Source organism: Streptomyces sp. NPDC052496 (assembly GCF_040679095.1).
Taxonomy (GTDB): domain Bacteria; phylum Actinomycetota; class Actinomycetes; order Streptomycetales; family Streptomycetaceae; genus Streptomyces.
On record NZ_JBFAUH010000001.1, the window covers coordinates 523,662 to 545,941 of the forward strand.

At 70.7% G+C, this 22,280-nt stretch carries 17 protein-coding genes; 11 read left to right on the top strand and 6 right to left on the bottom strand.

Going from position 1 to position 22,280, the window contains the following annotated elements; translation table 11 throughout:
- Nucleotides 1-81 precede the first annotated feature (81 nt).
- The 6 genes from AB0L45_RS02320 to AB0L45_RS02345 all read left to right on the top strand — a co-directional run bounded on the left by AB0L45_RS02320 (nucleotide 82) and on the right by AB0L45_RS02345 (nucleotide 7,459).
- Nucleotides 82-900, top strand: coding sequence for an ATP-binding cassette domain-containing protein (locus AB0L45_RS02320; RefSeq protein WP_365835186.1), 819 nt, complete (start codon nucleotides 82-84; stop codon nucleotides 898-900).
- Nucleotides 872-3,076, top strand: coding sequence for a YhgE/Pip domain-containing protein (locus tag AB0L45_RS02325; protein ID WP_365835187.1), 2,205 nt, complete (start codon nucleotides 872-874; stop codon nucleotides 3,074-3,076). The genes AB0L45_RS02320 and AB0L45_RS02325 overlap by 29 nt, the downstream gene beginning before the upstream one ends.
- Nucleotides 3,073-3,777, top strand: coding sequence for a TetR/AcrR family transcriptional regulator (locus AB0L45_RS02330; RefSeq protein WP_365835189.1), 705 nt, complete (start codon nucleotides 3,073-3,075; stop codon nucleotides 3,775-3,777). Before AB0L45_RS02325 ends, AB0L45_RS02330 begins: the two co-directional genes overlap by 4 nt.
- A 236-nt stretch (nucleotides 3,778-4,013) precedes the next feature.
- Nucleotides 4,014-5,720 carry an NAD-dependent malic enzyme gene (locus AB0L45_RS02335; RefSeq protein ID WP_365835191.1) on the top strand — a complete coding sequence of 569 codons (1,707 nt, stop codon included), beginning with the start codon at nucleotides 4,014-4,016 and terminating at the stop codon, nucleotides 5,718-5,720.
- Between the two features lie 459 nt (nucleotides 5,721-6,179).
- Complete coding sequence (locus AB0L45_RS02340) at nucleotides 6,180-7,127, top strand: nitroreductase/quinone reductase family protein (RefSeq protein WP_365835193.1); 948 nt, start codon at nucleotides 6,180-6,182, stop codon at nucleotides 7,125-7,127.
- Nucleotides 7,100-7,459, top strand: coding sequence for a DUF1877 family protein (locus AB0L45_RS02345; protein ID WP_365835195.1), 360 nt, complete (start codon nucleotides 7,100-7,102; stop codon nucleotides 7,457-7,459). Before AB0L45_RS02340 ends, AB0L45_RS02345 begins: the two co-directional genes overlap by 28 nt.
- Nucleotides 7,460-8,101: 642 nt before the next feature.
- Here AB0L45_RS02345 and speB read toward each other — a convergent pair.
- Complete coding sequence (speB, locus tag AB0L45_RS02350; RefSeq protein WP_365835197.1) at nucleotides 8,102-9,088, bottom strand: agmatinase; 987 nt, start codon at nucleotides 9,086-9,088, stop codon at nucleotides 8,102-8,104.
- 111 nt (nucleotides 9,089-9,199) lie between these two features.
- On the opposite strand from speB, the gene AB0L45_RS02355 reads away from it, so the two are divergent.
- Nucleotides 9,200-9,994: a phosphatase gene (locus AB0L45_RS02355; RefSeq protein WP_365835199.1), complete on the top strand. Its 795-nt coding sequence runs from the start codon at nucleotides 9,200-9,202 to the stop codon at nucleotides 9,992-9,994.
- A gap of 318 nt (nucleotides 9,995-10,312) precedes the next feature.
- On the opposite strand, the gene AB0L45_RS02360 is transcribed toward AB0L45_RS02355, so the two are convergent.
- The 4 genes from AB0L45_RS02360 to AB0L45_RS02375 form a co-directional block, all read right to left on the bottom strand.
- Nucleotides 10,313-11,362, bottom strand: a complete 1,050-nt coding sequence (locus AB0L45_RS02360; RefSeq protein WP_365835201.1) for a cation diffusion facilitator family transporter — start codon at nucleotides 11,360-11,362, stop codon at nucleotides 10,313-10,315.
- A 161-nt stretch (nucleotides 11,363-11,523) separates the two neighbouring features.
- On the bottom strand, nucleotides 11,524-12,453 hold the full coding sequence (locus AB0L45_RS02365; protein WP_365835203.1) for an acyl-CoA thioesterase II: 930 nt from the start codon (nucleotides 12,451-12,453) through the stop codon (nucleotides 11,524-11,526).
- Nucleotides 12,454-12,523: 70 nt separating this feature from the next.
- Nucleotides 12,524-13,681 (bottom strand): acyl-CoA dehydrogenase family protein, encoded by a 1,158-nt coding sequence (locus AB0L45_RS02370; protein ID WP_365835205.1) that lies wholly within the window; start codon nucleotides 13,679-13,681, stop codon nucleotides 12,524-12,526.
- 80 nt (nucleotides 13,682-13,761) lie between these two features.
- A complete protein-coding gene (locus AB0L45_RS02375) occupies nucleotides 13,762-14,421 on the bottom strand; it encodes a TetR/AcrR family transcriptional regulator (protein WP_365835207.1) in 660 nt (219 codons plus the stop codon).
- A 205-nt stretch (nucleotides 14,422-14,626) separates the two neighbouring features.
- Here AB0L45_RS02375 and AB0L45_RS02380 point away from each other — a divergent pair, with 205 nt between their 5' ends.
- From AB0L45_RS02380 to AB0L45_RS02395, 4 genes are read left to right on the top strand one after another with little or no spacing between them, the layout of a single operon-like run.
- A complete protein-coding gene (locus AB0L45_RS02380) occupies nucleotides 14,627-16,258 on the top strand; it encodes a carboxyl transferase domain-containing protein (RefSeq protein ID WP_365835633.1) in 1,632 nt (543 codons plus the stop codon).
- 31 nt (nucleotides 16,259-16,289) lie between these two features.
- Nucleotides 16,290-18,278, top strand: a complete 1,989-nt coding sequence (locus tag AB0L45_RS02385) for a biotin carboxylase N-terminal domain-containing protein (RefSeq protein ID WP_365835209.1) — start codon at nucleotides 16,290-16,292, stop codon at nucleotides 18,276-18,278.
- Complete coding sequence (locus tag AB0L45_RS02390) at nucleotides 18,275-19,213, top strand: hydroxymethylglutaryl-CoA lyase (RefSeq protein WP_365835211.1); 939 nt, start codon at nucleotides 18,275-18,277, stop codon at nucleotides 19,211-19,213. Before AB0L45_RS02385 ends, AB0L45_RS02390 begins: the two co-directional genes overlap by 4 nt.
- 3 nt (nucleotides 19,214-19,216) lie before the next feature.
- The gene (locus AB0L45_RS02395; RefSeq protein WP_365835213.1) at nucleotides 19,217-20,371 is read left to right on the top strand and encodes an acyl-CoA dehydrogenase family protein; all 1,155 of its coding nucleotides are present in this window, start codon (nucleotides 19,217-19,219) and stop codon (nucleotides 20,369-20,371) included.
- A 112-nt stretch (nucleotides 20,372-20,483) separates the two neighbouring features.
- Here the strand turns inward: AB0L45_RS02395 and AB0L45_RS02400 are convergent, their stop codons facing one another.
- A complete protein-coding gene (locus AB0L45_RS02400; protein WP_365835215.1) occupies nucleotides 20,484-22,097 on the bottom strand; it encodes a beta-N-acetylhexosaminidase in 1,614 nt (537 codons plus the stop codon).
- Between the last annotated feature and the right edge of the window lie 183 nt (nucleotides 22,098-22,280).

Consider the following 22,280-nt stretch of genomic DNA (forward strand, 5'->3'; position numbering starts at 1 on the left):
ACAGGATCGCGTGCTGATTGGTCAATAGGCCGCTCCATGCGGCACACTTTTAGACTGACCAGTCAGAACAAAGGAGGGGCCGTGGACACCACCCGCCAGGGGGCGGCGGTCAACGCCAGGGGAATCGGAGTCAGGGGCCCGCGAGGGTGGGCGTTCAGAGACGTCCACATCACCGCGGACCCGGGTTCGCTGATCGCCGTCGAGGGCCCGTCGGGCTCCGGCCGCACCTGTCTCCTGCTGGCGCTCACCGGCCGTATGAAGCTCGCCGAGGGACACGCCACGGTCGCCGGCTTCCCCCTCCCCAAGCGCATGGGTACGGTGCGCAGCCTCACCGCCATCGCGCACGTACCCGGGATCGCCGACCTGGAACCGGCTCTGACCGCTGGGGAACACCTGGAGGAGCAGGCCCTGTTGGGCCACCGGATGGCCGGCTCGCTCGGTGCCCGGCTGCCCTGGGGCCGCCGCTACAAGGAGGCGACGCGGGCCCGCGTCGAGGCGGCACTGGCCGCCGTCGGCCTCGACCCCGCCACCCTGCCCAAGGGACTGCGCACGGCCGTACGCGATCTGGAGCGCATCGAGGCGCTGCGGCTCTCGGTCGCCCTGGCCGTCATGCACGGCCCGCGGCTGGTGGCCATCGACGACGTCGACCTCAAGCTCTCCGAGGACGAGCGTTCCCAGGTCTGGCAGATGCTGCGGGACCTGGCTCTGAGCGGTACGACGGTGGTGGCGTCGGCCAGCACCGCCCCGGCCGACGCGATCGTCGTCCGTACCGCCCCGGCAGCCGCGAAGCCGGACGCGAAGGCGTCCGCCACCACCACTTCGACCACCGGCACATCCGGTACGACCGACATCCACGAGGAGGAAGCAGCCCATGCGCTCGCCGAAGCTCGCCGCGCTTGAGCTCAAGCGCTTCGGCAGGGGCAAGCTCCCCCGGCTGGGCCTCGTCGCCCTGATGCTGATCCCGCTGCTGTACGGCGCGCTGTACCTGTGCTCGTTCTGGGATCCGTACGCGAACCTGAACAAGATCCCGGTCGCGCTCGTCAACAACGACAAGGGCGCCACCGCCGACGGCAAGAAGATCGAGGCGGGCGACCAGCTCGTCAAGAACGTCAAGGACAGCAACACGTTCAACTGGGAGGAGGTCAGTTCCGCCGACGCCGAGAAAGGCGTCGAGAACGGTACGTACTACCTCTCGCTGACCGTCCCGAAGGACTTCAGCGAACGGATCGCCTCCAGCTCCGGTGACCACCCGGAGACGGGCGCGCTCCAGGTCCGCACGAACGACGCGAACAACTACATCGTCGGCTCGATCTCCAAGACGATCTTCTCGGAGATCCGCGCGAAGACCTCGGCGAAGTCGTCGCGGGAGTTCTTCGACAAGATCTTTGTGTCGTTCTCGGATCTGCACGACAAGACGCAGCAGGCTGCGGACGGCGCCGGCAAGATCGACAAGGGGCTTGGGGACGCGAAGAAGGGCTCGGACGACCTGTCCGACGGCCTGGGCAAGCTGGACAAGGGCTCAGGCGACGTCAGCAAGGGCGCGGGCACGCTCCACGACAAGGCCGGCGAGCTGAGCAAGGGCGCCAGCGACGTCAACAAGGGCGCCAACACCGCGAGCGCGAAGGCCAAGCAGCTCAGTGAGGGTGCAGGCAAGGTGGCTGCCGGTACGCAGCAGCTCGCCAACCAGGTCAACGGTCTGGCACAGAAGGACCTGCCGTTCCTCAAGCAGCACGGCAAGGAGATCGCCCAGAAGGCCCGGAACCTCGCCGAGTTCATGAAGGGGCTCGACGAAGACCTCGGCAAGCTGCCCGGGAATTCGGCGAAGGCCGTTCAGAAGGCGCGGCAGAACGCTGAAGACGCTGCCTCTCTGTACAAGAAGCAGTGCGGTGTCGCGGGCGCGGACGAGCTCGACTGCGCCAAGCTGAAGGGCATAGCGGACGGCACCGCCGTCGCTCTGGACCTCGCCCAGAAGGTCGACGGCGCCATCGCCAAGACCGACCTGCAGCCGCTGCACACCAAGCTGCGGGACGTGCAGCACGGCGCGGAGATGGTCGCCGACCAGGTACCGGGCATCGTGAACAACGCGGACACCTCCCTGCGCAAGATCAACGAGCTGAACCAGGGAGCTCTCCGGGTTTCCCAGGGAGCCGGGCAGTTCGCGCAGGGCATCAACGCGCTCGCCGACGGCACCGGCCAGGTGGCCGACGGAGCGGGGAAGCTCACCGACGGCGCAGGCAAGGTCGCCGACGGGGCGGGGAAGGTCCACGACGGTGTGGGTTCCGCCAAGGATGGCGTCGACAAGCTCAACGGCGGTATCTACAAGCTCAAGGACGGCTCCAACCAGCTGGCCGGCAAGCTGGACAGCGGCGTCGCGCAGATCCCGGACTACGACAAGAAGGACCGCGACGCGCGGACCGACGTCATGTCCAACCCGGTCGAGCTGGCGTCGAAGTCGATGCACAAGGCGCCCAACTACGGCACCGGGCTCGCCCCGTACTTCATTCCGCTGTCGCTGTGGGTCGGCGCGATGGTCGCGTACATGCTGCTCGCGCCGCTCGGCAAGCGCGCGCTCGCCGCGGGGGCGCCGGGCTGGCGGATCGCGCTCGGGTCCTGGCTGCCGGTCTTCGCCATCGGCGTCGTGCAGGTACTGGCCCTGATGGCCGTACTGCACTGGGGCCTCGGCCTGGAGATGGCGCGCGCGGGTGCCACCATCGGCTTCCTGCTGCTGGCGACGGCCGCGTTCACCGCGATCATCCAGTTCTTCGGCGCGCAGTTCGGCCCGGCGGGCCGCGTCCTGACGCTCGTCGTGCTGATGCTTCAGCTGACGTCGGCGGGCGGTACGTACCCGGTGCAGACCAGCCCCGGATTCTTCGGCTGGATCCACCCGTTCCTGCCGATGAGCTACGTGGTGGACGGCCTGCGCCGGCTCATCACCGGTGGTGACCTCGGGATCGTGTGGCAGGGCTCCATCGTCCTGGCCGCGTTCACGATCGGCGCGCTGGCGCTCACGTCGCTGACCGCGCGTGGCCGGCAGGTCGTACGGATGAAGGACCTGCACCCGGAACTGAGCCTGTGAGCGTGCGGACCGAGCACCTTCGCAGGCACGGGGGCGGCGCCGTTCACGGCGCCGCCCCCGGCCCCGGGGCAGAAGCCGTCGCCCCGGCCCACGGGCCCCGTCGCGGCGCCACCCGGCGCAAGCTGTTCGACGCCGCGGTCACGCTCATCGCCGAGCAGGGTTTCTCCGCCACCACGGTGGACGAGATCGCCGAACGCGCCGGCGTGGCCAAGGGAACGGTCTACTACAACTTCGCCAGCAAGAACGTTCTCTACGAAGAGCTGCTGCGGGACGGCATCGACCTGCTCGCCGCCTCCCTCCAGGACGCCGCCGACCGGGCGGTGCGGGCGGACGGCGGCACCCGGGTCGACGCGCTGGACGCGATGATCCGGGCGGGCCTGGACTTCATCGCCGGCTCGCCTTCCCTGACCCAGCTGTACGTCGCGGAACTGTGGCGTACGAACCGGGTCTGGCAGCCGACCCTGCAGTCCGTACGGGGCCGGGCGGTCGCCGTCGTCGAGTCCGTACTGCGGGATGCCATCGCCGTCGGCGAGCTGAGCGAGGAACTCGACGTTCCTCTGACGGCGTCCGCCCTTCTCGGCATGGTGCTCGTCGCGGCGCTGGACTGGCTGTCGTTCCAGCCGCACCGTTCGGTGGAGGACGTGCACGCCTCCCTGTCGCGGTTGCTCCAGGGCCGGGTCAGCCCCATGCGCCTGGATTGACAACGCCACTGCGTGAATATTCGGGTCAGAGCCCCGTTCCCGTATCCACCGGATGCGGGAACGGGGCTCTCGCGTGAGACTGGCCGGGGGCGACGGGCGCGGGAACGGCTCCGGGGCGGAGAAACAACAGGGGCGGAGAGACGGGAGCGAACGGAGGAGTGCGGGGGCGGGAGCGACGGATACGTGAGGGCGGACGGCATCGGTGAGCGGGGGACGCGAGAGCAGGGTGCAACGGTATGGGCAGGTTGTCGCCGCGCGTCATGAACGATCCGCTGACCAATCGCGGAACCGCCTTCACCACCGCCGAACGTGACCGTCTCGGCCTCGTCGGCCGGCTGCCCGACGCGGTGCTCACTCTGGACCAGCAGGCGCGGCGCGCGTACGAGCAGTTGCACCGCCAGCCGAGTGACCTGGCCGCGTACATCGATCTTGAACAACTGCACGACCGCAACGAAGTGCTGTACTACCGGCTGCTCACCGAGCACCTGGCCGAGCTGCTGCCCATCGTCTACGACCCGACCGTGGGCGAGGCGGTCAAGACGTACAGCCATGAGTACCGGCGCCCGCGCGGTGTCTTCCTGTCCATCGACCGGTCCCGGGACCTGCGCCGCTCGTTCGAGGAGCTGGATCTCGCGCCGGACGAGGTGGACCTGGTCGTCGTCACCGACGCCGAGCAGATTCTCGGTATCGGTGACTGGGGCGTGCACGGCATTCAGATCGCGGTGGGCAAACTGGCGGTGTACACGGCGGCCGCGGGCATCGATCCCGCCCGCTGCCTGCCGGTGGTCCTGGACGTGGGCACGGACAACGAGACGCTGCTCAACGATCCGCTGTACCTGGGCGTACGGCACAGCCGGGCACGCGGCGAACGGTACGACGCCTTCGTCGCCGCGTACCTGGACACGGTCTCGACGCTGTACCCGGACGCGCTGCTGCATTTCGAGGATTTCGGCGCGGGCAACGCGCGGCGCTTCCTGGAGCGCTACGGCGAGCGCTGTCGCATGCTCAACGACGACATGCAGGGCACGGGCGCCATCACACTCGCCGCCGTCCGGTCGGCGCTGAAGGTCACCGGAGCACCGTTCCGCGAGCAGCGCGTCGTGGTCTTCGGTGCCGGGACGGCCGGCGTGGGGATCGCCGACCAGCTCCGCGAGGCCATGGTCCGTGACGGTCTGGACAGTGACGATGCCACCCGCCGCATCTGGCTCGTCGACCGGCCGGGGTTGCTGCTGGACGACATGGACGGTCTGCGCGACTACCAGCGCGGGTACGCCCGGCCGCGGGAAGAGGTCGAGGGGTGGCGGGACGCGTCGGACGCTCGGGGCGCCTCGGACGCGCGGGGCGGTGTCGGTGCGCGGGGCGGGTTCGATTTGCTGACGACCGTACGGAACGTGCGTCCGACTGTTCTTGTCGGCACCTCGACCGTACGTGGCGCTTTTACCCGGCAGATCGTGGAGGAGATGGCCCGGCACGTCGAGCGGCCCGTCATCTTCCCGCTCTCCAACCCGACCGAGAAGATCGAAGCGATGCCCGCGGACCTGCTGCGCTGGACCGGCGGCAAGGCACTGACGACGGCCGGCATCCCGGTGGATCCCGTGGAGATCGACGGCGTCCGGCATGTCATCGGCCAGGCCAACAATGCTCTCGTCTATCCGGGGCTCGGACTGGGCGTGGTGGTGTCGCGCGCCGAGCGGCTGACCTCCGGGATGCTGCTGGCTGCCGCCGACGCGGTCGCCGGGCAGGTCGACGGCGGCGGGCCGGGGGCGCCGCTGCTGCCTCAGGTGGAGAATTTGCGGGCTTCTTCGGCTGCCGTCGCGGTCGCGGTGGTACGGGCGGCCGTTGACGAAGGGGTCGCGCGCGTGACTCCCGACGATGTCGTACAGGCGGTGCAGGACGCGATGTGGCAACCGGAGTACGGGAATGAGCCGGCGCCCTCCGGTTGACGAGGCGTCCACTCAGTGGATCTAATGAAACGCGTGTGCGCGTGACGTCGGCCAAAGAGCAGTGGGCCGGCCGGCAGTCGGGTGACACACCTTTCTTCAGGGACTACGTCATGAGTTCATACTTCGCAGGCCGGGCCTGATTTTCGCGCGCCGAGCGCGCGCAGCGGCGTCTCGCATGCCCGGTCCGGTCCTCCTTTTGCCTTTTCGGTACAGGTACAGATGCCGACCGGAGCCGGAACCGGTACCTGTGCCTGTGCTTGTGCCTGTTCGAGTCCTGGGCTGATTTGCCCGGACGGTGACCAGGACAAGACCGAGGACGAGGCGTCCGCCTTTCCCGCTTCCCACCTTCTCACCTTTCACTTCACCGCGGTCGCGGCTGCCTGTGACGCGGCGCGCCCCTGAGGCAGCAGCCATGAGGCAGCCGGCCCGTGGATCACGTTCTCGGAGAGCGACATCAGCATGTCCCAGCGCCCATCCCAGTCCCCACCTCAGTCCTTCAACCAGTCTGTCATCGAGGAGTTTCGAGCCAATGGCGGAAAAGTCGGCGGCCCGTTCGAGGGCAGCGAACTTCTTCTGCTGACCACCACCGGCGCCGCGTCCGGAAAGCCGCACACCGTACCCCTCGGGTGCGTCCGTGACGGTGAACTGTTGCTCGTCGTCGGGTCGAATCTCGGCGCTCCGGACCACCCCGACTGGTACCGCAATCTGCTCGCGCACCCGCAGGTGCGGGTGGAGATCGGTACCGCGGCGTACGAAGCGATCGCGGTACCCGCCGAGGGAGAGCGGCGCGACCGGCTGTTCGCGCGGGCGGTGAGTGTGGCGCCCGGGTACGGCGATTATCAGGCCAGGACGTCCCGCACACTGCCGGTCGTGGTGCTGGAGTCCGCCGAGCCCGCGTATGTGAAGTCGGACGGGGAATTGCCGAGCGCGGTCACCTCGCTCGCCGACAAGCTCGTACAGGTGCACACGTGGTTGCGCGCGCAGTTGCGGCACGTACGCGACGAGGCCGAAGCCCATCTCGCGGCGCGGGCTGCCCACCAGGGCCCGGAGGCGCCGCTGGCGCCGGGGCTCGGGCTCCAGATCCGTCAGCACTGCCTGGCGTTCTGCCAGAGCCTGGAGTTCCATCACACCGGTGAGGACGCGCACATCTTCCCCATGGTCGCCCGATACCACCCCGGGCTACGCCCTGCCCTCGACCGGCTCCAGGAGGAGCACCGAACGATCGCCCGTATCCAGAGCGACCTGCTCGCCCTCCTCGCGGACATCGACAACGCCGACCCGAAACGTTTCCTCACCGATTTGGAGCGGATGTCCGATGAGCTGCGGGCCCACCTTGCCTATGAGGAGGAGCAGTTGATCCCAGCGTTGGCTGATGTTCCGTGGCCGCCTTCGGCGCCGACGCCGTAAGGGGATGGAATGCTGGCGGCCGGTGGCCGGCGACCACCGGCCGGCAGCCACCGGTCGCCGGCCGAAAGCCGCCGACCGGCAGGCGTGGGCCCAAGCTGCCGGAGCAATCGTTCGACCGTCCGGGCGAGCCCGACGGGGGCTCGACGGGAGAGCTCGACAAAGCGTGGGCCGGCCTGCAATTCCTGCTGGACGCCGAGGGCGTATCGATTGAGCTCATGATGGACGGCTTTCCGATCGGCGAGGACGGCCTCAGCGGGTGGAGCGTCGAAGAGGTACGGGAGGCTGCGGAGAGGTTGGGCGTGGTCCCGTTCGAGCGGTTGGCCGCCCATTAGGGCCCGGTTCGGTTGAGGGAGGTGGACGTGTATCCCAACGTATGAGGGATCGGTGAGGGTGCCGATGTCGAGCGCCTACGGGAGTACTACGAAGTGCTGAGCACTGCTGAGCACTTCTTCGGCGTCACGGCCGGTACGGATTCGGCAGCAATCATGTGTTTCAGTAACTGAGCCGGTACTTCCGGGATAAGGCAACGCCGTTCGCCCCACTCGGGGCTGCGAAGGGCGGGCCGGCCAGGTCGAGCGATACAGCCCGTCCCGGAGCGGCAATTCGTAAGCCTTCCGGTGGGGCGTAAGCGTCTCCATGGTTCGCATCCCACCGTAACTATGCGTTCGACGGGTGCTGGTCGTTCACCTCGCATGCGCTCGGCCGAGCCGCGGCTCGCGCGCGGCCAGGCCCAGGCGTGTCCGTCGAGGGACAGGTCGATGCCGGTCCAGGCTCCGCGGGGGACCGCGGGCAAAACCACAAGAAAAACCGCGGGGAGAACCGCGGGGAGAACCGCGGGGAGATCTGGACGAACAGTTGCGACGTGGGGTAGGTCCCCACCCGCCCGAACGGTGATGGCCAACGCCGAAGAAGCGTTGGCCATCAGCCGTACGGAGCAAGCGCCCGAGCGGCCTGGCGGTCCGCTCGCCGCGTGCTCAGCCCTTCGACGCCGCGATCTGTCGGGACATGATCGTCGTCAGTTCGTAGGCCGTGTGGGAGGCGGCCACCGACGTGATCTCGGCGTGGTCGTACGCGGGGGCGACCTCCACCAGGTCGGCGGAGACCAGGTTGCAGGAGGACAGGCCGCGCAGGATCTCCAGGAGTTCGCGGGAGGTGAGGCCGCCGGCCTCGGGGGTGCCGGTGCCGGGGGCGTGGGCCGGGTCCAGGACGTCGATGTCGATGGATATGTACAGGGGGCGGTCGCCGATGCGCTGGCGGAGCTGGTCGGCGACCTCGTCCACGCCGCGGCGCATGACGTCGGCGGACGTGACGATGCCGAAGCCCATCTTCTCGTCGTCGTCGAGGTCCTTCTTGCCGTACAAGGGACCGCGGGTGCCGACGTGCGAGAGGGCGGAGGTGTCGAGGATGCCTTCCTCGACGGCGCGGCGGAACGGGGTGCCGTGGGTGTACTCGGCGCCGAAGTAGGTGTCCCAGGTGTCCAGGTGCGCGTCGAAGTGGAGCAGGGCGACCGGGCCGTGCTTCTTGGCCATCGAGCGCAGCAGGGGCAGTGCGATGGTGTGGTCGCCGCCCAGCGTCATCAGGCGGGCGCCGGTGTCCAGGAGGTCGTCGGCGGCGGCCTCGATGGTCTCGACGGCCTCGTTGATGTTGAAGGGGTTGGCGGCGATGTCGCCGGCGTCGGCGACCTGCGCGAGCGCGAAGGGGGACGCGTCCTGGGCCGGGTTGTACGGGCGCAGCAGGCGCGACGCCTCGCGGATGGCGTTGCCGCCGAAGCGGGCGCCGGGGCGGTAGGAGACGCCGGTGTCGAAGGGGACGCCGACCACCGCGACGTCGGCCGTGCCGACCTGGTCGAGGCGGGGCAGCCGGGCGAAGGTCGCCGGGCCCGCGTAGCGGGGGACGCGGGAGGAGTCGACGGGGCCGACGGGTTCCTGGGTGGCGCCGGAAGCGGCGGATGCGGTGGTCATGGGGGGAGCGTAGGCAGGGGCGGCGGGGCTGCCCATGGACATTTGTGGTGATGTGGCGCCGGCCGATGGACATCACGTCCATGGGGTGGTGCTTCAAGGGACAATGACCTCATGCCGATACTGCCGCCTGTTCCCAGCCGCACCGAACTCGTCGACCATCTCGTACGGACCCGGATCGCCGGTGAGGTCGCCACTCCCCGCGAGAACAACCTCGACCACTACCGCAAGCTGGCCAACGGAGACCGTCACTACTGGCTCGGGCTGGAGCTCGGGAACCGCTGGAGCGACGAGCAGGACGTGCTCGCGGTGATGGCGGAGCGGTGCGGCGTCATCGACGACGCCCGCCACCGGATGGGCCAGGACACCATCGACCCCGAGCTCACGGTGGACGCGCTGGACCGCGCGGCCGCCCGGCTGCGCAAGGCCGCCGCCGGCCGGGAGCGCGTGCTGTTCGCGACCGGGCACCCCGGAGGGCTGCTGGACGTGCACCGGGCCACCGCGGAGGCGCTGCGCGCGAAGGGCTGCGACATCGTCGTCGTACCGGACGGGTTGCGGGCGGACGAGGGCGTGGTGTTCCAGTTCGCCGACGTGGCGATGCTGGAGCGCGGCGCGACGCTGTGGCACACCCACTCCCCCGCGCCGATGACCGCGGTGCTGGACGGGCTGGAGCGGGCGGGCGAGGCGCTGCCCGATCTCGTCATGGCGGACCACGGCTGGGCCGGGTGCGCCGGTCAGCGCGGTCTCGACGCCATCGGGTTCGCGGACTGCAACGACCCGGCGCTGTTCCTCGGCGAGGCGGAGGGCACGCTGCAAGTGACGATTCCGCTGGACGATCATGTGCTGAGCCCGCGGTACTACGACCCGCTGACGGCGTACCTACTGGGCGCGGCGGGCCTGACGGGCTGAGCCCTGGCCGATGCGGGGGCGGAAGCCAGCCCTGCGCCTCGACTGAAGTGGGGGGCGGGAAGCCAGCCCTCCACCCGGCTGAAACAAGACCGGAAGCCCCCCACCCCGACTGAAGCAGGACCGGAAGCCAGCCCCCACCCCGGCTGAAACAGGACCGGAAGCCAGCCCCCACCCCGGCTGAAACAGGACCGGAACCCCGCACCCCGGCCGAAGCGGGGGCGGGAGGCTAGCCCTCCACCCAGCCGGAACGGAGCGGGAGGCCAGCCCCCACCCCAGCCGGAACGGGGCGGAAGGCCAGCCCCCCACCCCAGCCGGAGATCAGTCCTCCGCCCCGCCCCTGTCCACCCCCCGCCGCTCCTGACAAGCCCCCGGTGTCGGGTCCAGGAACACCCGTCGGATGGCCGGGAAGCGGGCGCGGAGTCGTTGTTCCGCGTGCTCGCAGGCCCATTCTATCTGCTCGGCCGTGGCCACGTCCCGGAAGTCGATCTTCGCGGCGATCAGCACCTCACGCGGCCCCTGGACGAGGGTGACCAGTTCCAGTACGTCCACGACCTGCGGCACCGCGCGCAGTTCCGCCCGTACGGCGGCCCGCATCGGCGGCGGCAGCGGGCGGCCGATCAGGAGCTGCGCGTTGCTGCGGCCGAGCACCCAGGCCACGTACACGAGCAGCAGCCCGATGCAGACCGACGCGGCTCCGTCCCAGACGCCGGAGCCGGTGAGCTGCCCGCCGAGCAGTCCGCCCGCGGCCAGCAGCAGGCCGGCCAGGGCGGCGGAGTCCTCCATGACGACGGCCTTCACGGCGGTGTCGGGGGTGTGCGCCATGTACCGGTGCAGGGAGACGCCGAAGCGGGCCGCCTCGCCGCGTGCCTGGCGTACGCCCTTGAGGAGCGAGGCGCCTTCCAGGAGGAAGGCGAGGGCGAGGATGACGTAGGACAGGAGTGGGTCGCCCGGGTCCTCGCCGTGGGTGAGGGTGTGGATGCCGTCGTGGATCGCGAAGACCGCGCCGCCGACGAAGGTGGCGACGGAGGCGAGCAGTGCCCATACGTAGCGCTCGCCGCCGTGGCCGAGCGGGTGGTCCTCGTCGGCCGGTTTCCCGCTGCGTTTGAGGGCGGTCAGCAGGAGGAGTTCGGTGACGGTGTCGGCGGTGGAGTGGGCCGCTTCCGAGAGCATCGCGCTGGAGCCGCTGGCGGCACCGCCCACCGCCTTGGCCGCGGCGATACCGAGGTTCGCGGCGGCGGCGACCAGGACGGTGCCGGTGCTTTCGTCCGAGGCGGAGGGCGCGGCGGGAGCGAACGGGTCGGGAGGATCCGGCGGGCCGTCCGAGTCAGCCGCTCCGGACGGGTGTACGGACCTGCTGGAAGCATCCATGGAGATCCAGTATCCGCACACATCCGGCATCACACACTAAAAGCACCCCACAAGTCCCATCAAGCCCCACAAGCCCCACAAGCCCCATCAAGCCCCGCGAGCCCCACTGAGCCCCGCGAGCCCCACTGAGCCCCGCAAGCCCCGCAAACTCCCCAAGCCCCTCACTCCCGAGACTCCCGAGACCCCCCAGCCCCCCGAGCCTCCTGAGCCCCCCGAGGCACCCGAATGACCCCTTCCTGAATCACCGACACCGCCAGCCGCCCGTCCGCCGTGAAGATGCGGCCCTTGCCCAGGCCCCGTCCGCCCTGTGCGGTGGGTGACTCCTGGTCGTACAGCAGCCAGTCGTCGGCCCGGAACGGCCGGTGGAACCACATGGCGTGGTCCAGGCTCGCGCCGACGACGTCGCCGACGGCCCAGCCGCCGCGCCCGTGGGCGAGCAGTACCGAGTCCAGCAGGGTCATGTCGGAGACGTAGGTGACCAGGCAGATGTGCAGCAGGGGCTGGTCGATGTCGCCGTCGAGCTTGCCGTTCGTACGGAACCAGACCTGGGAGCGCGGTTCGCGCGGTTCGCCCGCGGTGCCGAACGGCGGTGCGTCCACGTAGCGCAGGTCGACGGCGGCGCGGGCCTCCAGGAGGCGCTGGGTGACGCCCGGTTCGCGGAAGCGGTCGGCGTAGCGGGGCAGCATCTCGGCGGCGGTCGGCAGGGTCAGCGGGTCCGGTGCGGGCGGCATCGGCTCCTGGTGTTCCATGCCCTCCTCGTACACCTGGAAGGAGGCGGAGAGGTGGAAGATCGGCTGGCCGTGCTGGACGGCGACGACGCGGCGGGTGGTGAAGGAGCGGCCGTCGCGGATGCGGTCGACGGTGTAGACGATGGGCGCGCCGGGGTCGCCGGGGCGCAGGAAGTAGGCGTGCAGGGAGTGCGGGGGGCGGTCTTCGGGGACGGTGCGCCCGGCGGCGACCAGGGCCTGGGCCGCGACCTGGCCGCCGAAGACCCGGGGCACGACGGAGGGGCGGCTGGTGCCGCGGAAGATGTCCTGCTCGATGCGTTCCAGGTCGAGCTGTTCGAGCAGGTCGGTGAGGGCGTCGTTCACGCGCGTACGGCTTTCGTTCGGGCTGCGGCACGTGGGCTCGGGCGCCGGCGCGGCAGCGGGCCGCGGGGCCTCACAGCCCCATGGACTTGGCGATGATGGAGCGCATGACCTCGCTGGTGCCGCCGTAGATGCGGGTGACGCGGGTGTCGGCGTACAGGCGGGAGATCGGGTACTCCTGCATGTAGCCGTAGCCGCCGTGCAGCTGGAGGCACTTGTCGATGACGACGGCGGCGCGCTCGGTGGTGAAGAGCTTGGCGGAGGCGGCGTCGGCGGCGGTCAGCTCGCCCGCGTCGTGGGCGTCGAGCGCGCGGTCGACGACGGCCTGCATGGCGTCGACCTCGGACTTGCAGTCGGCGAGGGCGAACTTGGTGTTCTGGAAGGAGGCGACGGACTTGCCGAAGACCTCGCGCTCCTGGACGTACGCGGTGGCGAAGCGGACCGCGGCGGCTGCCTGGGCGTAGGCGCTGACGGCGATGCCGAGACGTTCCTGCGGGAGGTTCTGGCCGAGGTAGGAGAACGCCTTGCCCTCTTCGCCGAGGCGGTCCTCGACGGGCACCTTGACGTCGGTGAAGGAGAGTTCGGCGGTGTCGGAGGTCTTGAGGCCGAGCTTGTCCAGCTTGCGGCCGACCGCGTAGCCCTCGGAGGTGGTGTCGACGACCAGGAGGGTGATGCCGGCGCGGCGGTCCTCGGGTGTGGGGAGCGCCGTACGGGCGCAGACGATGACGCGGTCGGCGAGGACGCCGCCGGTGATGAAGGTCTTGGCGCCGTTGAGGACGTAGTGGGTGCCGTCCTCGGAGAGCTTGGCGGTGGTGCGCATGCCGGCCAGGTCGGAGCCGGTGCCGGGCTCGGTCATGGCGATGGCGGTCATCATGTCGCCGGAGACGAAGGGCGGCAGCCAGCGCTGCTTCTGCTCCTCGGTGGCGTACTTGAGGAAGTACGGGAGGCACAGCGCGGTGTGGACGCCGGAGCCGCCGAAGCTGACGCCCGCCCGCGCGCATTCCTCGGTGATGACGGCGTTGAACTTGAAGCTGGTCTCGCCGGCGCCGCCGTACTCCTCGGGGACCTCGATGCCGAAGACGCCCAGTTCGCCGAGTTTCTTGTAGAAGTCGCGGGGGGCCTGTCCGGCCTGCATCCACTCGTCGTAGACGGGGACGACCTCGGCGGCGATGAAGTCGCGGATGGTCTCCCGGAACGCCTCGTGATCCTCGTTGAACACCGTACGACGCATCCGCCGCCTCCTCAGGTCCGCCGGCCGGCCACGGCCGACTCGTCGACTAAGCGCTTGCTCAGCCGAAAGCTACCCGGCGGTCAGTGAGGCTGTCCAGAGGGGTCCGAGGGGCCGGAGAGCGCGTCGGCGCCGCCCCTGCCGCCGTCCGCCCCCACCGCCGCGAAGGCGCCCCGCGCCAGCCGGTGCAGCAGTGCCGACATCTCCGTACGGCCCGGGAGCGCGCCGGGGCGGCTGAGGTGCGGGGTCGAGTTGAGCAGGCCGAAGACGGCGTGCACGGAGGCGCGCGCGTCCGCTTCCGTATAGGCCGGGTACACCTCGCGCACCACCTGCACCCACAGTTCCACGTACTCGCGCTGGAGGCGGCGGACCCGTTTGCGGTCGGCCTCGCGCAGCCGGTCCAGTTCGCGGTCGTGGACGGTGATCAGCGGGCGGTCGTCGAGGGCGAAGTCGATGTGCCCCTCGATCAGGGCGTCCAGCGCCGCGACGGGGGTGTCGCCCCCGGAGGCGGCGCGGATGCGGCCGCCTTCCAGGAGCCGTTCACTGATACCGACGAGCAGCTCGGCGAGCATCGCGTCCTTGCCGGCGAAGTGCCGGTAGAGGCCGGGCCCGGAGATGCCGACGGCGGCGCCGATCTCGTCCACGCCGACGCCGTGGAACCCGCGCTCGGCGAAGAGGCGGGCCGCCTCCTTGAGGATCTGCTCGCGTCGGCTGGTGGCTGCCGGGGCGTGTGTGCTGCTCATACAACTAATTGTAGACAGGCGGGTTAGTGGTCGTTAACCTGAGGGAAATGAAGTTAACGCCCATTAACCGTGCCGCCGGGCGATCCCCGGCGTCCACGGCTGCCGGACGGGAATGGCCGTACGGCAGCCGCACGAGAAAGGCCGTAGCGATGCAGCCGGTGGCGATGGAGCCGACGGAGACGGAGGTCCGGTGCTGATGGATCCGATGCCGATGGACCCGGCGCAGCAGGCCCCGGTGCTCGACACCACGGCCGATCCCGCCTCGGACACCTGGCGCGCCAACGAGGCCGCGCACCAGGAGCTGGCCGAGGACCTGCGGGCCCGCCTGGCCGCGGCCCGCCTGGGCGGCGGCGAGAAGGCCAGGGCCCGGCACACGGCGCGCGGCAAGCTGCTGCCCCGCGACCGGGTGGACGCGCTGCTGGATCCCGGCTCGCCGTTCCTGGAGCTGGCGCCGCTGGCGGCGGAGGGGATGTACGGCGGGGCCGCGCCGGCCGCGGGCGTGATCGCGGGCGTCGGACGGGTCTCCGGCCGCGAGACGGTGATCGTCGCCAACGACGCGACCGTCAAGGGCGGCACGTACTACCCGATGACGGTCAAGAAGCACCTGCGCGCCCAGGAGGTGGCGCTGGAGAACCGCCTGCCGTGCCTGTACCTGGTCGACTCGGGCGGCGCCTTCCTGCCGATGCAGGACGAGGTCTTCCCCGACCGGGATCACTTCGGTCGGATCTTCTACAACCAGGCCCGGATGTCGGGCGCGGGCATCCCGCAGATCGCGGCGGTCCTCGGGTCCTGCACGGCGGGTGGCGCGTACGTCCCGGCGATGAGCGACGAGGCCGTGATCGTACGGAACCAGGGCACGATCTTCCTGGGCGGGCCGCCGCTGGTGAAGGCCGCGACCGGCGAGGTCGTCACGGCCGAGGAGCTGGGCGGCGGCGAGGTGCACTCCCGTACGTCCGGGGTGACCGACCACCTCGCCGAGGACGACGCGCACGCGCTGCGCATCGTGCGCACCATCGTCTCCACGCTCGGCGGCCGCGGCCCGCTGCCCTGGACGGTGCGGCCCGCCGAGGAGCCCAAGGTGGATCCGGCGGGGCTGTACGGCGCGGTGCCCGCCGACTCCCGTACGCCCTACGACGTACGCGAGGTCATCGCGCGTGTCGTGGACGGCTCCCGCTTCGCCGAGTTCAAGGCCGAGTACGGCACGACGCTGGTCACCGGCTTCGCGCACATCCACGGCCACCCGGTCGGCATCGTCGCCAACAACGGCATCCTGTTCTCCGAGTCCGCCCAGAAGGGCGCGCACTTCATCGAGCTGTGCGACCAGCGCGGTATCCCGCTGGTCTTCCTCCAGAACATCTCCGGCTTCATGGTCGGCCGCGACTACGAAGCGGGCGGCATCGCCAAGCACGGCGCGAAGATGGTCACGGCGGTGGCCTGCACCCGCGTCCCCAAGCTGACCGTCGTCATCGGCGGCTCGTACGGCGCGGGCAACTATTCGATGTGCGGCCGCGCCTATTCGCCCCGCTTCCTGTGGATGTGGCCGAACGCGAAGATCTCGGTGATGGGCGGCGAGCAGGCCGCGTCCGTCCTCGCGACCGTCAAACGCGACCAGCTGGAGGCGCGCGGCGAGGAGTGGAGCGCCGAGGAGGAGGCCGCCTTCAAGGCCCCGGTCCGCGAGCAGTACGAGACGCAGGGCAGCGCCTATTACGCGACCGCGCGCCTGTGGGACGACGGGGTCATCGACCCGCTGGACACCCGCCGGGTGCTGGGGCTGGCCCTGACGGCGTGCGGCAACGCGCCGCTGGGCGAGCCGGGCTACGGCGTCTTCCGGATGTGAGGGAGTGCGGGGAGTGAAGGAACAGATGAGCATGTTCGACACCGTCCTGGTCGCCAACCGGGGCGAGATCGCGGTCCGCGTCATCCGGACGCTGCGCGCGCTCGGCGTCCGTTCGGTCGCCGTCTTCAGCGACGCGGACGCCGACGCCCGCCATGTCCGCGAGGCCGACACGGCCGTACGGATCGGCCCGCCGCCGTCCACCGAGAGCTATCTGCACGCGGGCCGGCTGATCGAGGCCGCGCGGCGCAGCGGCGCGCAGGCCGTGCACCCGGGCTACGGCTTCCTCGCCGAGAACACCGCGTTCGCGGCGGCCTGCGCCGACGCCGGGCTGGTCTTCATCGGGCCGTCCGCCGGGGCCATCGAGCTGATGGGCGACAAGATCCGCGCGAAGGAGACGGTACGGGCGGCCGGGGTGCCGGTCGTGCCCGGCTCCTCCGGCAGCGGGCTGACCGACGCCCAACTGGCGGACGCCGCGCGCGAGATCGGCATGCCCGTACTGCTGAAGCCGTCCGCGGGCGGTGGCGGCAAGGGCATGCGGCTGGTGCGGGACGAGGCGCTGCTCGCCGACGAGATCGCCGCCGCGCGGCGCGAGGCGCGCGGCTCCTTCGGCGACGACACGCTGCTGGTCGAGCGCTGGGTGGACCGCCCCCGGCACATCGAGATCCAGGTCCTGGCGGACGCGCACGGCAACGTCGTCCACCTCGGCGAGCGCGAGTGCTCGCTCCAGCGCCGCCACCAGAAGGTGATCGAGGAGGCGCCGTCCGTCCTGCTGGACGAGGCGACGCGGGCCGCGATGGGCGAGGCCGCCGTGCAGGCCGCGCGCTCGTGCGGCTACCGGGGCGCGGGCACGGTCGAGTTCATCGTGCCGGGCGACGACCCGTCCTCGTACTACTTCATGGAGATGAACACCCGCCTCCAGGTCGAGCACCCGGTCACCGAGTACGTCACCGGCCTCGACCTGGTCGAGTGGCAGCTGCGGATCGCCGCCGGAGAGCCGCTGGCGTTCGGGCAGGACGGCGTCCGACTGGCCGGGCACGCCGTCGAGGCCCGGATCTGCGCCGAGACGGTCTCCGTCAAGGAGGGCGCGCGCGGCTTCCTGCCGTCCGGCGGTACGGTCCTGGCGCTCGCCGAGCCGCAGGGCGACGGGGTGCGCACGGACTCCGGCCTGGCCGAGGGCACGGAGGTCGGCAGCCTGTACGACCCGATGCTCTCGAAGGTGATCGCGTACGGTCCGGACCGCGCGACCGCGCTGCGCAAGCTGCGCGCCGCGCTCGCCGAAACGGTTGTGCTCGGCGTTCCCACCAACACCGGCTTCCTGCGCCGGCTGCTGGCCCACCCGGCCGTGGTGGCGGGCGAGCTGGACACCGGGCTGGTCGAGCGGGAGATGGACGCGCTGGTGCCGCGGGAGGTGCCCGCCGAGGTGTACGCGGCGGCCGCCGCCGTACGCAACGCGGCGCTGGAGCCGGTGCCGGACGGCGGCTGGGTGGACCCGTTCGCCGTACCGGACGGCTGGCGGATCGGCGGCCGTACGGTACCCGTCACCCACCAGGTCAAGGTGCCCGGGCACGACCCGGTGGCCGCCACCGGCACCGGGCACGTCACCGCCGACCGGGTGCGCGTGACCGTGGACGGTGTCGTGCACACCTTCCACCGGGCCGGCGACTGGCTCGGCCGCGACGGCGACACCTGGCACGTCACCGATCACGACCCGGTAGCCGAGACGCTGCGCGGCGCCGCCGGCGCCCACGGCATGGACGCGCTGACCGCGCCGATGCCCGGTACCGTCACCGTCGTGAAGGTGGCCGTCGGCGACGACGTGGCCGCCGGGCAGGGACTGCTGGTCGTCGAGGCGATGAAAATGGAACACGTCATCTCCGCGCCGCACGCCGGCACGGTCAGCGAGCTGGGCGTCTCCCCCGGCAGCACCGTCGCCATGGACCAGGTGCTCGCCGTCGTGGACCCGCACGAGAGCGCGCCACAGGACCCGGCGTCCGGCCCGGCCGAGGAGGCAACGGCATGACCGCACCCGGACTCCCGATGCCCGTCCCGGCCCCCGGCCTGCCGGCCCGGGTCCGTATCCACGAGGTCGGCGCCCGCGACGGCCTGCAGAACGAGTCCGCCGTCGTCCCCACCGAGGTCAAGGCCGAGTTCGTGCGCCGCCTGGTGGACGCCGGGCTGACGACGGTGGAGGCGACCAGCTTCGTGCACCCCAAGTGGGTGCCGCAGCTCGCCGACGCCGAACAGCTCTACCCGATGCTGGCGGACCTCGACGCGCAGTTGCCCGTCCTCGTCCCCAACGACCGTGGCCTGGACCGCGCGCTGGCCCTCGGCGCCCGCCGTATCGCGGTCTTCGGCAGCGCCACGGAGTCCTTCGCCAAGGCCAACCTCAACCGTACGGTCGAGGAGTCGCTGGCCATGTTCACCCCGGTGGTCGCCCGCGCGAAGGAGGAGCAGGCGCACGTCCGCGGCTACCTCTCCATGTGCTTCGGCGACCCCTGGGAGGGCCCGGTGCCGGTCGCGCAGGTCGTACGGGTCTGCCGCGCCCTGTTCGACATGGGCTGTGACGAGCTGAGCCTGGGCGACACCATCGGCGTGGCCACCCCCGGCCACGTCCAGGCGCTGCTCGCCGCGCTGAACGAGGCGGGCGTGCCCACCGACCGCCTCGGCGTGCACTTCCACGACACGTACGGCCAGGCACTGGCCAACACCCTCGCCGCGCTGCAACACGGCGTCAGCACCGTCGACGCGTCGGCGGGCGGCCTCGGCGGCTGCCCGTACGCCAAGAGCGCCACCGGCAACCTCGCCACCGAAGACCTGGTGTGGATGCTGCACGGCCTCGGCATCGAGACCGGGGTCGATCTGGGCCGGCTCACCGCCACGAGCGTGTGGATGGCCGGACAACTGGGCCGTCCGAGCCCGTCCCGCACCGTCCGTGCCCTCTCCCACAAGGAGTGAAGGATGTCCCTGGACCACCGCCTGTCCCCCGAACTCGAAGAGCTGCGGCGCACGGTCGAGGCGTTCGCGCACGACGTGGTCGCCCCCAAGATCGGCGAGTTCTACGAGCACCACGAGTTCCCGTACGAGATCGTGCGGGACATGGGCCGGATGGGGCTGTTCGGCCTGCCCTTCCCCGAGGAGTACGGGGGCATGGGCGGTGACTACCTCGCCCTCGGCGTCGCCCTGGAGGAGCTGGCCCGCGTCGACTCGTCGGTGGCGATCACCCTGGAGGCGGGCGTCTCGCTCGGCGCCATGCCGGTCTACCACTTCGGTACCGAGGAGCAGAAGCGCGAGTGGCTGCCCCGGATGTGCGCGGGCGAGGTGCTCGGCGCGTTCGGGCTGACCGAGCCGGACGGCGGCTCGGACGCGGGCGCCACGCGGACCACCGCCGTGCGGGACGGCGACGAGTGGGTGATCAACGGCAGCAAGTGCTTCATCACCAACTCCGGCACCGACATCACCGGCCTGGTCACGGTCACCGCCGTCACCGGCCGCAAGGACGACGGCAGCCCGCTGATCTCCTCGATCATCGTGCCGTCCGGCACCCCGGGCTTCACCGTCGGCGCCCCGTACTCGAAGGTCGGCTGGAACGCCTCGGACACCCGTGAGCTGTCCTTCTCCGACGTACGGGTGCCGGTCGGCAACCTCCTCGGTACCGAGGGCCGCGGCTACGCCCAGTTCCTGCGCATCCTGGACGAGGGCCGGATCGCCATCGCGGCGCTGGCCACCGGCCTCGCGCAGGGCTGTGTGGACGAGTCCGTGCGCTACGCCAAGGACCGGCACGCCTTCGGCCGGCCGATCGGCCACAACCAGGCCATCCAGTTCAAGCTGGCCGACATGGAGATGCGCGCCCACACCTCCCGGCTGGCCTGGCGCGACGCCGCGTCCCGGCTGGTGCACGGCGAGCCGTTCAAGAAGGAGGCGGCGCTGGCCAAGCTCTACTCCTCCGAGATCGCGGTGGACAACGCCCGTGAGGCCACCCAGATCCACGGCGGCTACGGCTTCATGAACGAGTACCCGGTCGCCCGGATGTGGCGCGACTCCAAGATCCTGGAGATCGGCGAGGGGACGAGCGAGGTGCAGCGGCTGCTGATCGCGCGGGAGCTGGGCGTGTAGGGCGGGCAGCACCTACGGCGTACGAGTGCGCGTACGCGTACCGCTGCTGCCGGATACGGCGCGGGGCGGGTCCGGATCTCCGGGCCCGCCCCGCCGTCGTCACCGCCCTCGCTCACTTGTGCCAGGGGACCTGCGGCGACTTGTAGTAATCGAAGCCCATGGCCTCCCAGCGGGGCGCCTGGGACGCCAGCCGGTGCTTGTAGGTGTTCCAGTCGTGGGTGGACCTCGGCGACCAGCCCAGCTCGGCGATGCCGGGCATCCGCGGGAAGGTCATGTAGTCCAGGTGCTGGTCGGTGGAGAGGGTCTCGGTCCAGATGGGCGCCTCGACACCCATGATCGACTTCTGCGGCGCGCCCTTCAGGTACGTCGCGGGATCCCAGTCGTAGGACCGCTGCACCTCGACGTACCCGGCCCACGCCTTACCCAGCTTGGTGTCCTTGGTGTACTTCATGTCGAGGTAGGACCGGTCGGCCGGCGACAGGATGAGCCCGGCGCCCTTGCGGGCCGCCGCCGCGACCTGCTCCCGCTCCTTGGCGGGGGTCTTGTCGTAGCCCCAGTACTGCACCGCGGCGCCCTTGGCGGGCGTGACGGCGGTCAGCTGGTGCCACCCTATGACCTTCTTCTTGTACTTGGTCACCAGCGGCTGGACCTTGTTCATGAAGGTCACGTAATCGGCGTGGCTGGTGGAGTGGGCCTCGTCGCCGCCGATGTGCAGGTACGGGCCGGGGGTCAGCGCGGCGACCTCACGGAAGACGTCGTCCAGGAACTCGTACGTCACCTTCTTGGGCACGCACAGCGAGCTGAAGCCGACCTCGACGCCGGTGTAGATGGGCGGCGCGATGTTGTTGCAGTTGAGCTTCGCGTACGAGGCGAGCGCGGCCTGGGTGTGCCCCGGGGTGTCGATCTCGGGGATGACCTCCATGTAGCGGCCGGCGGCGTACCGCAGGATCTCGCGGTACTGCGCCTTGGTGTAGTAGCCGCCGGGGCCGCCGCCGACCTGGGTGCTGCCGCCGTAGCTGGCGAGGCGCGGCCAGGAGTTGATCTGCAGCCGCCAGCCCTGGTCGTCGGTGAGGTGCAGATGCAGCTTGTTGTACTTGTACAGCGCAAGCTGATCGATGTAACGCTTCAGCTGCTCGACCGTGAAGAAGTGCCGGGACACATCGATCATCCCGCCGCGGTATCCGTAGCGCGGGACGTCGGAGATGGTGCCGCCGGCGACCTTCCAGTGGCTGTGCTGCTTGCTGCGCTTCTCGACGGACGGCGGCAGCAGCTGGCGCAGGGTCTGCACGCCGTGGAAGAGACCGGCGGGCCGGGCGGCGGTGATCGTCACCGCGTGCCGGGTGGAGGTCAGACGGTATCCCTCGGCGCCGAGCTTCTTGGTGTCCTTGCCGCCCAGGCGCAGCACGATGCCGTCCCGGCCGTCCTTGCCGGTGACCGGCAGCGGGTAGCCGGTGGACGGGCGCAGGACGTCCGCGAGGTAGCCGGCCACCCGCCTGACCTCGCCGGACGCGCCGGGCACCCGGATCTGCGTCCGGTCGCCGATCGTGTACGGATCCTTGCCCGGCCTGACCGAGGCGGGCGCCGGGATGACCTGGTCGAGGGCTATCGGCTTGGCGTGGCGGGCGGACGGGCTGCCGCGGTCGGCCGCGGCGGACTGCGCCCCGGCCGTCGACAGGCCGGCCGCCGCGACCAGCAGCAGCGAGCAGAACAGTCTGCTTCGTCTCACGAGATTCCCTTCGGTGGGCTCATCGTGCAGGGCCGTGCGTGGACGTCGTACGTGGCGTCGGGCCGTCCGCGGCCCGAGCGGTACGTGGCATGGAGCAACCGAACGTCAACATTGAGTACCGCTCACCCCCCTGGTGGTCAAGGTGGGCACCACGTCTGGCGTCATCCGGCGTGTCGCTTGCCC

Bases quoted from the DNA above. Each gene is read 5' to 3' on its own strand.
- AB0L45_RS02375 (WP_365835207.1), bottom strand. From the start codon at position 14,421: ATGAGCAGCACACACGCCCCGGCAGCCACCAGCCGACGCGAGCAGATC.
- AB0L45_RS02360 (WP_365835201.1), bottom strand. From the start codon at position 11,362: ATGGATGCTTCCAGCAGGTCCGTACACCCGTCCGGAGCGGCTGACTCG.
- AB0L45_RS02380 (WP_365835633.1), top strand. From the start codon at position 14,627: ATGCCGATGGACCCGGCGCAGCAGGCCCCGGTGCTCGACACCACGGCC.
- AB0L45_RS02390 (WP_365835211.1), top strand. From the start codon at position 18,275: ATGACCGCACCCGGACTCCCGATGCCCGTCCCGGCCCCCGGCCTGCCG.
- AB0L45_RS02370 (WP_365835205.1), bottom strand. From the start codon at position 13,681: ATGCGTCGTACGGTGTTCAACGAGGATCACGAGGCGTTCCGGGAGACC.
- AB0L45_RS02335 (WP_365835191.1), top strand. From the start codon at position 4,014: ATGGGCAGGTTGTCGCCGCGCGTCATGAACGATCCGCTGACCAATCGC.
- AB0L45_RS02385 (WP_365835209.1), top strand. From the start codon at position 16,290: ATGTTCGACACCGTCCTGGTCGCCAACCGGGGCGAGATCGCGGTCCGC.
- speB (WP_365835197.1), bottom strand. From the start codon at position 9,088: ATGACCACCGCATCCGCCGCTTCCGGCGCCACCCAGGAACCCGTCGGC.
- AB0L45_RS02340 (WP_365835193.1), top strand. From the start codon at position 6,180: ATGTCCCAGCGCCCATCCCAGTCCCCACCTCAGTCCTTCAACCAGTCT.
- AB0L45_RS02395 (WP_365835213.1), top strand. From the start codon at position 19,217: ATGTCCCTGGACCACCGCCTGTCCCCCGAACTCGAAGAGCTGCGGCGC.
- AB0L45_RS02355 (WP_365835199.1), top strand. From the start codon at position 9,200: ATGCCGATACTGCCGCCTGTTCCCAGCCGCACCGAACTCGTCGACCAT.
- AB0L45_RS02325 (WP_365835187.1), top strand. From the start codon at position 872: ATGCGCTCGCCGAAGCTCGCCGCGCTTGAGCTCAAGCGCTTCGGCAGG.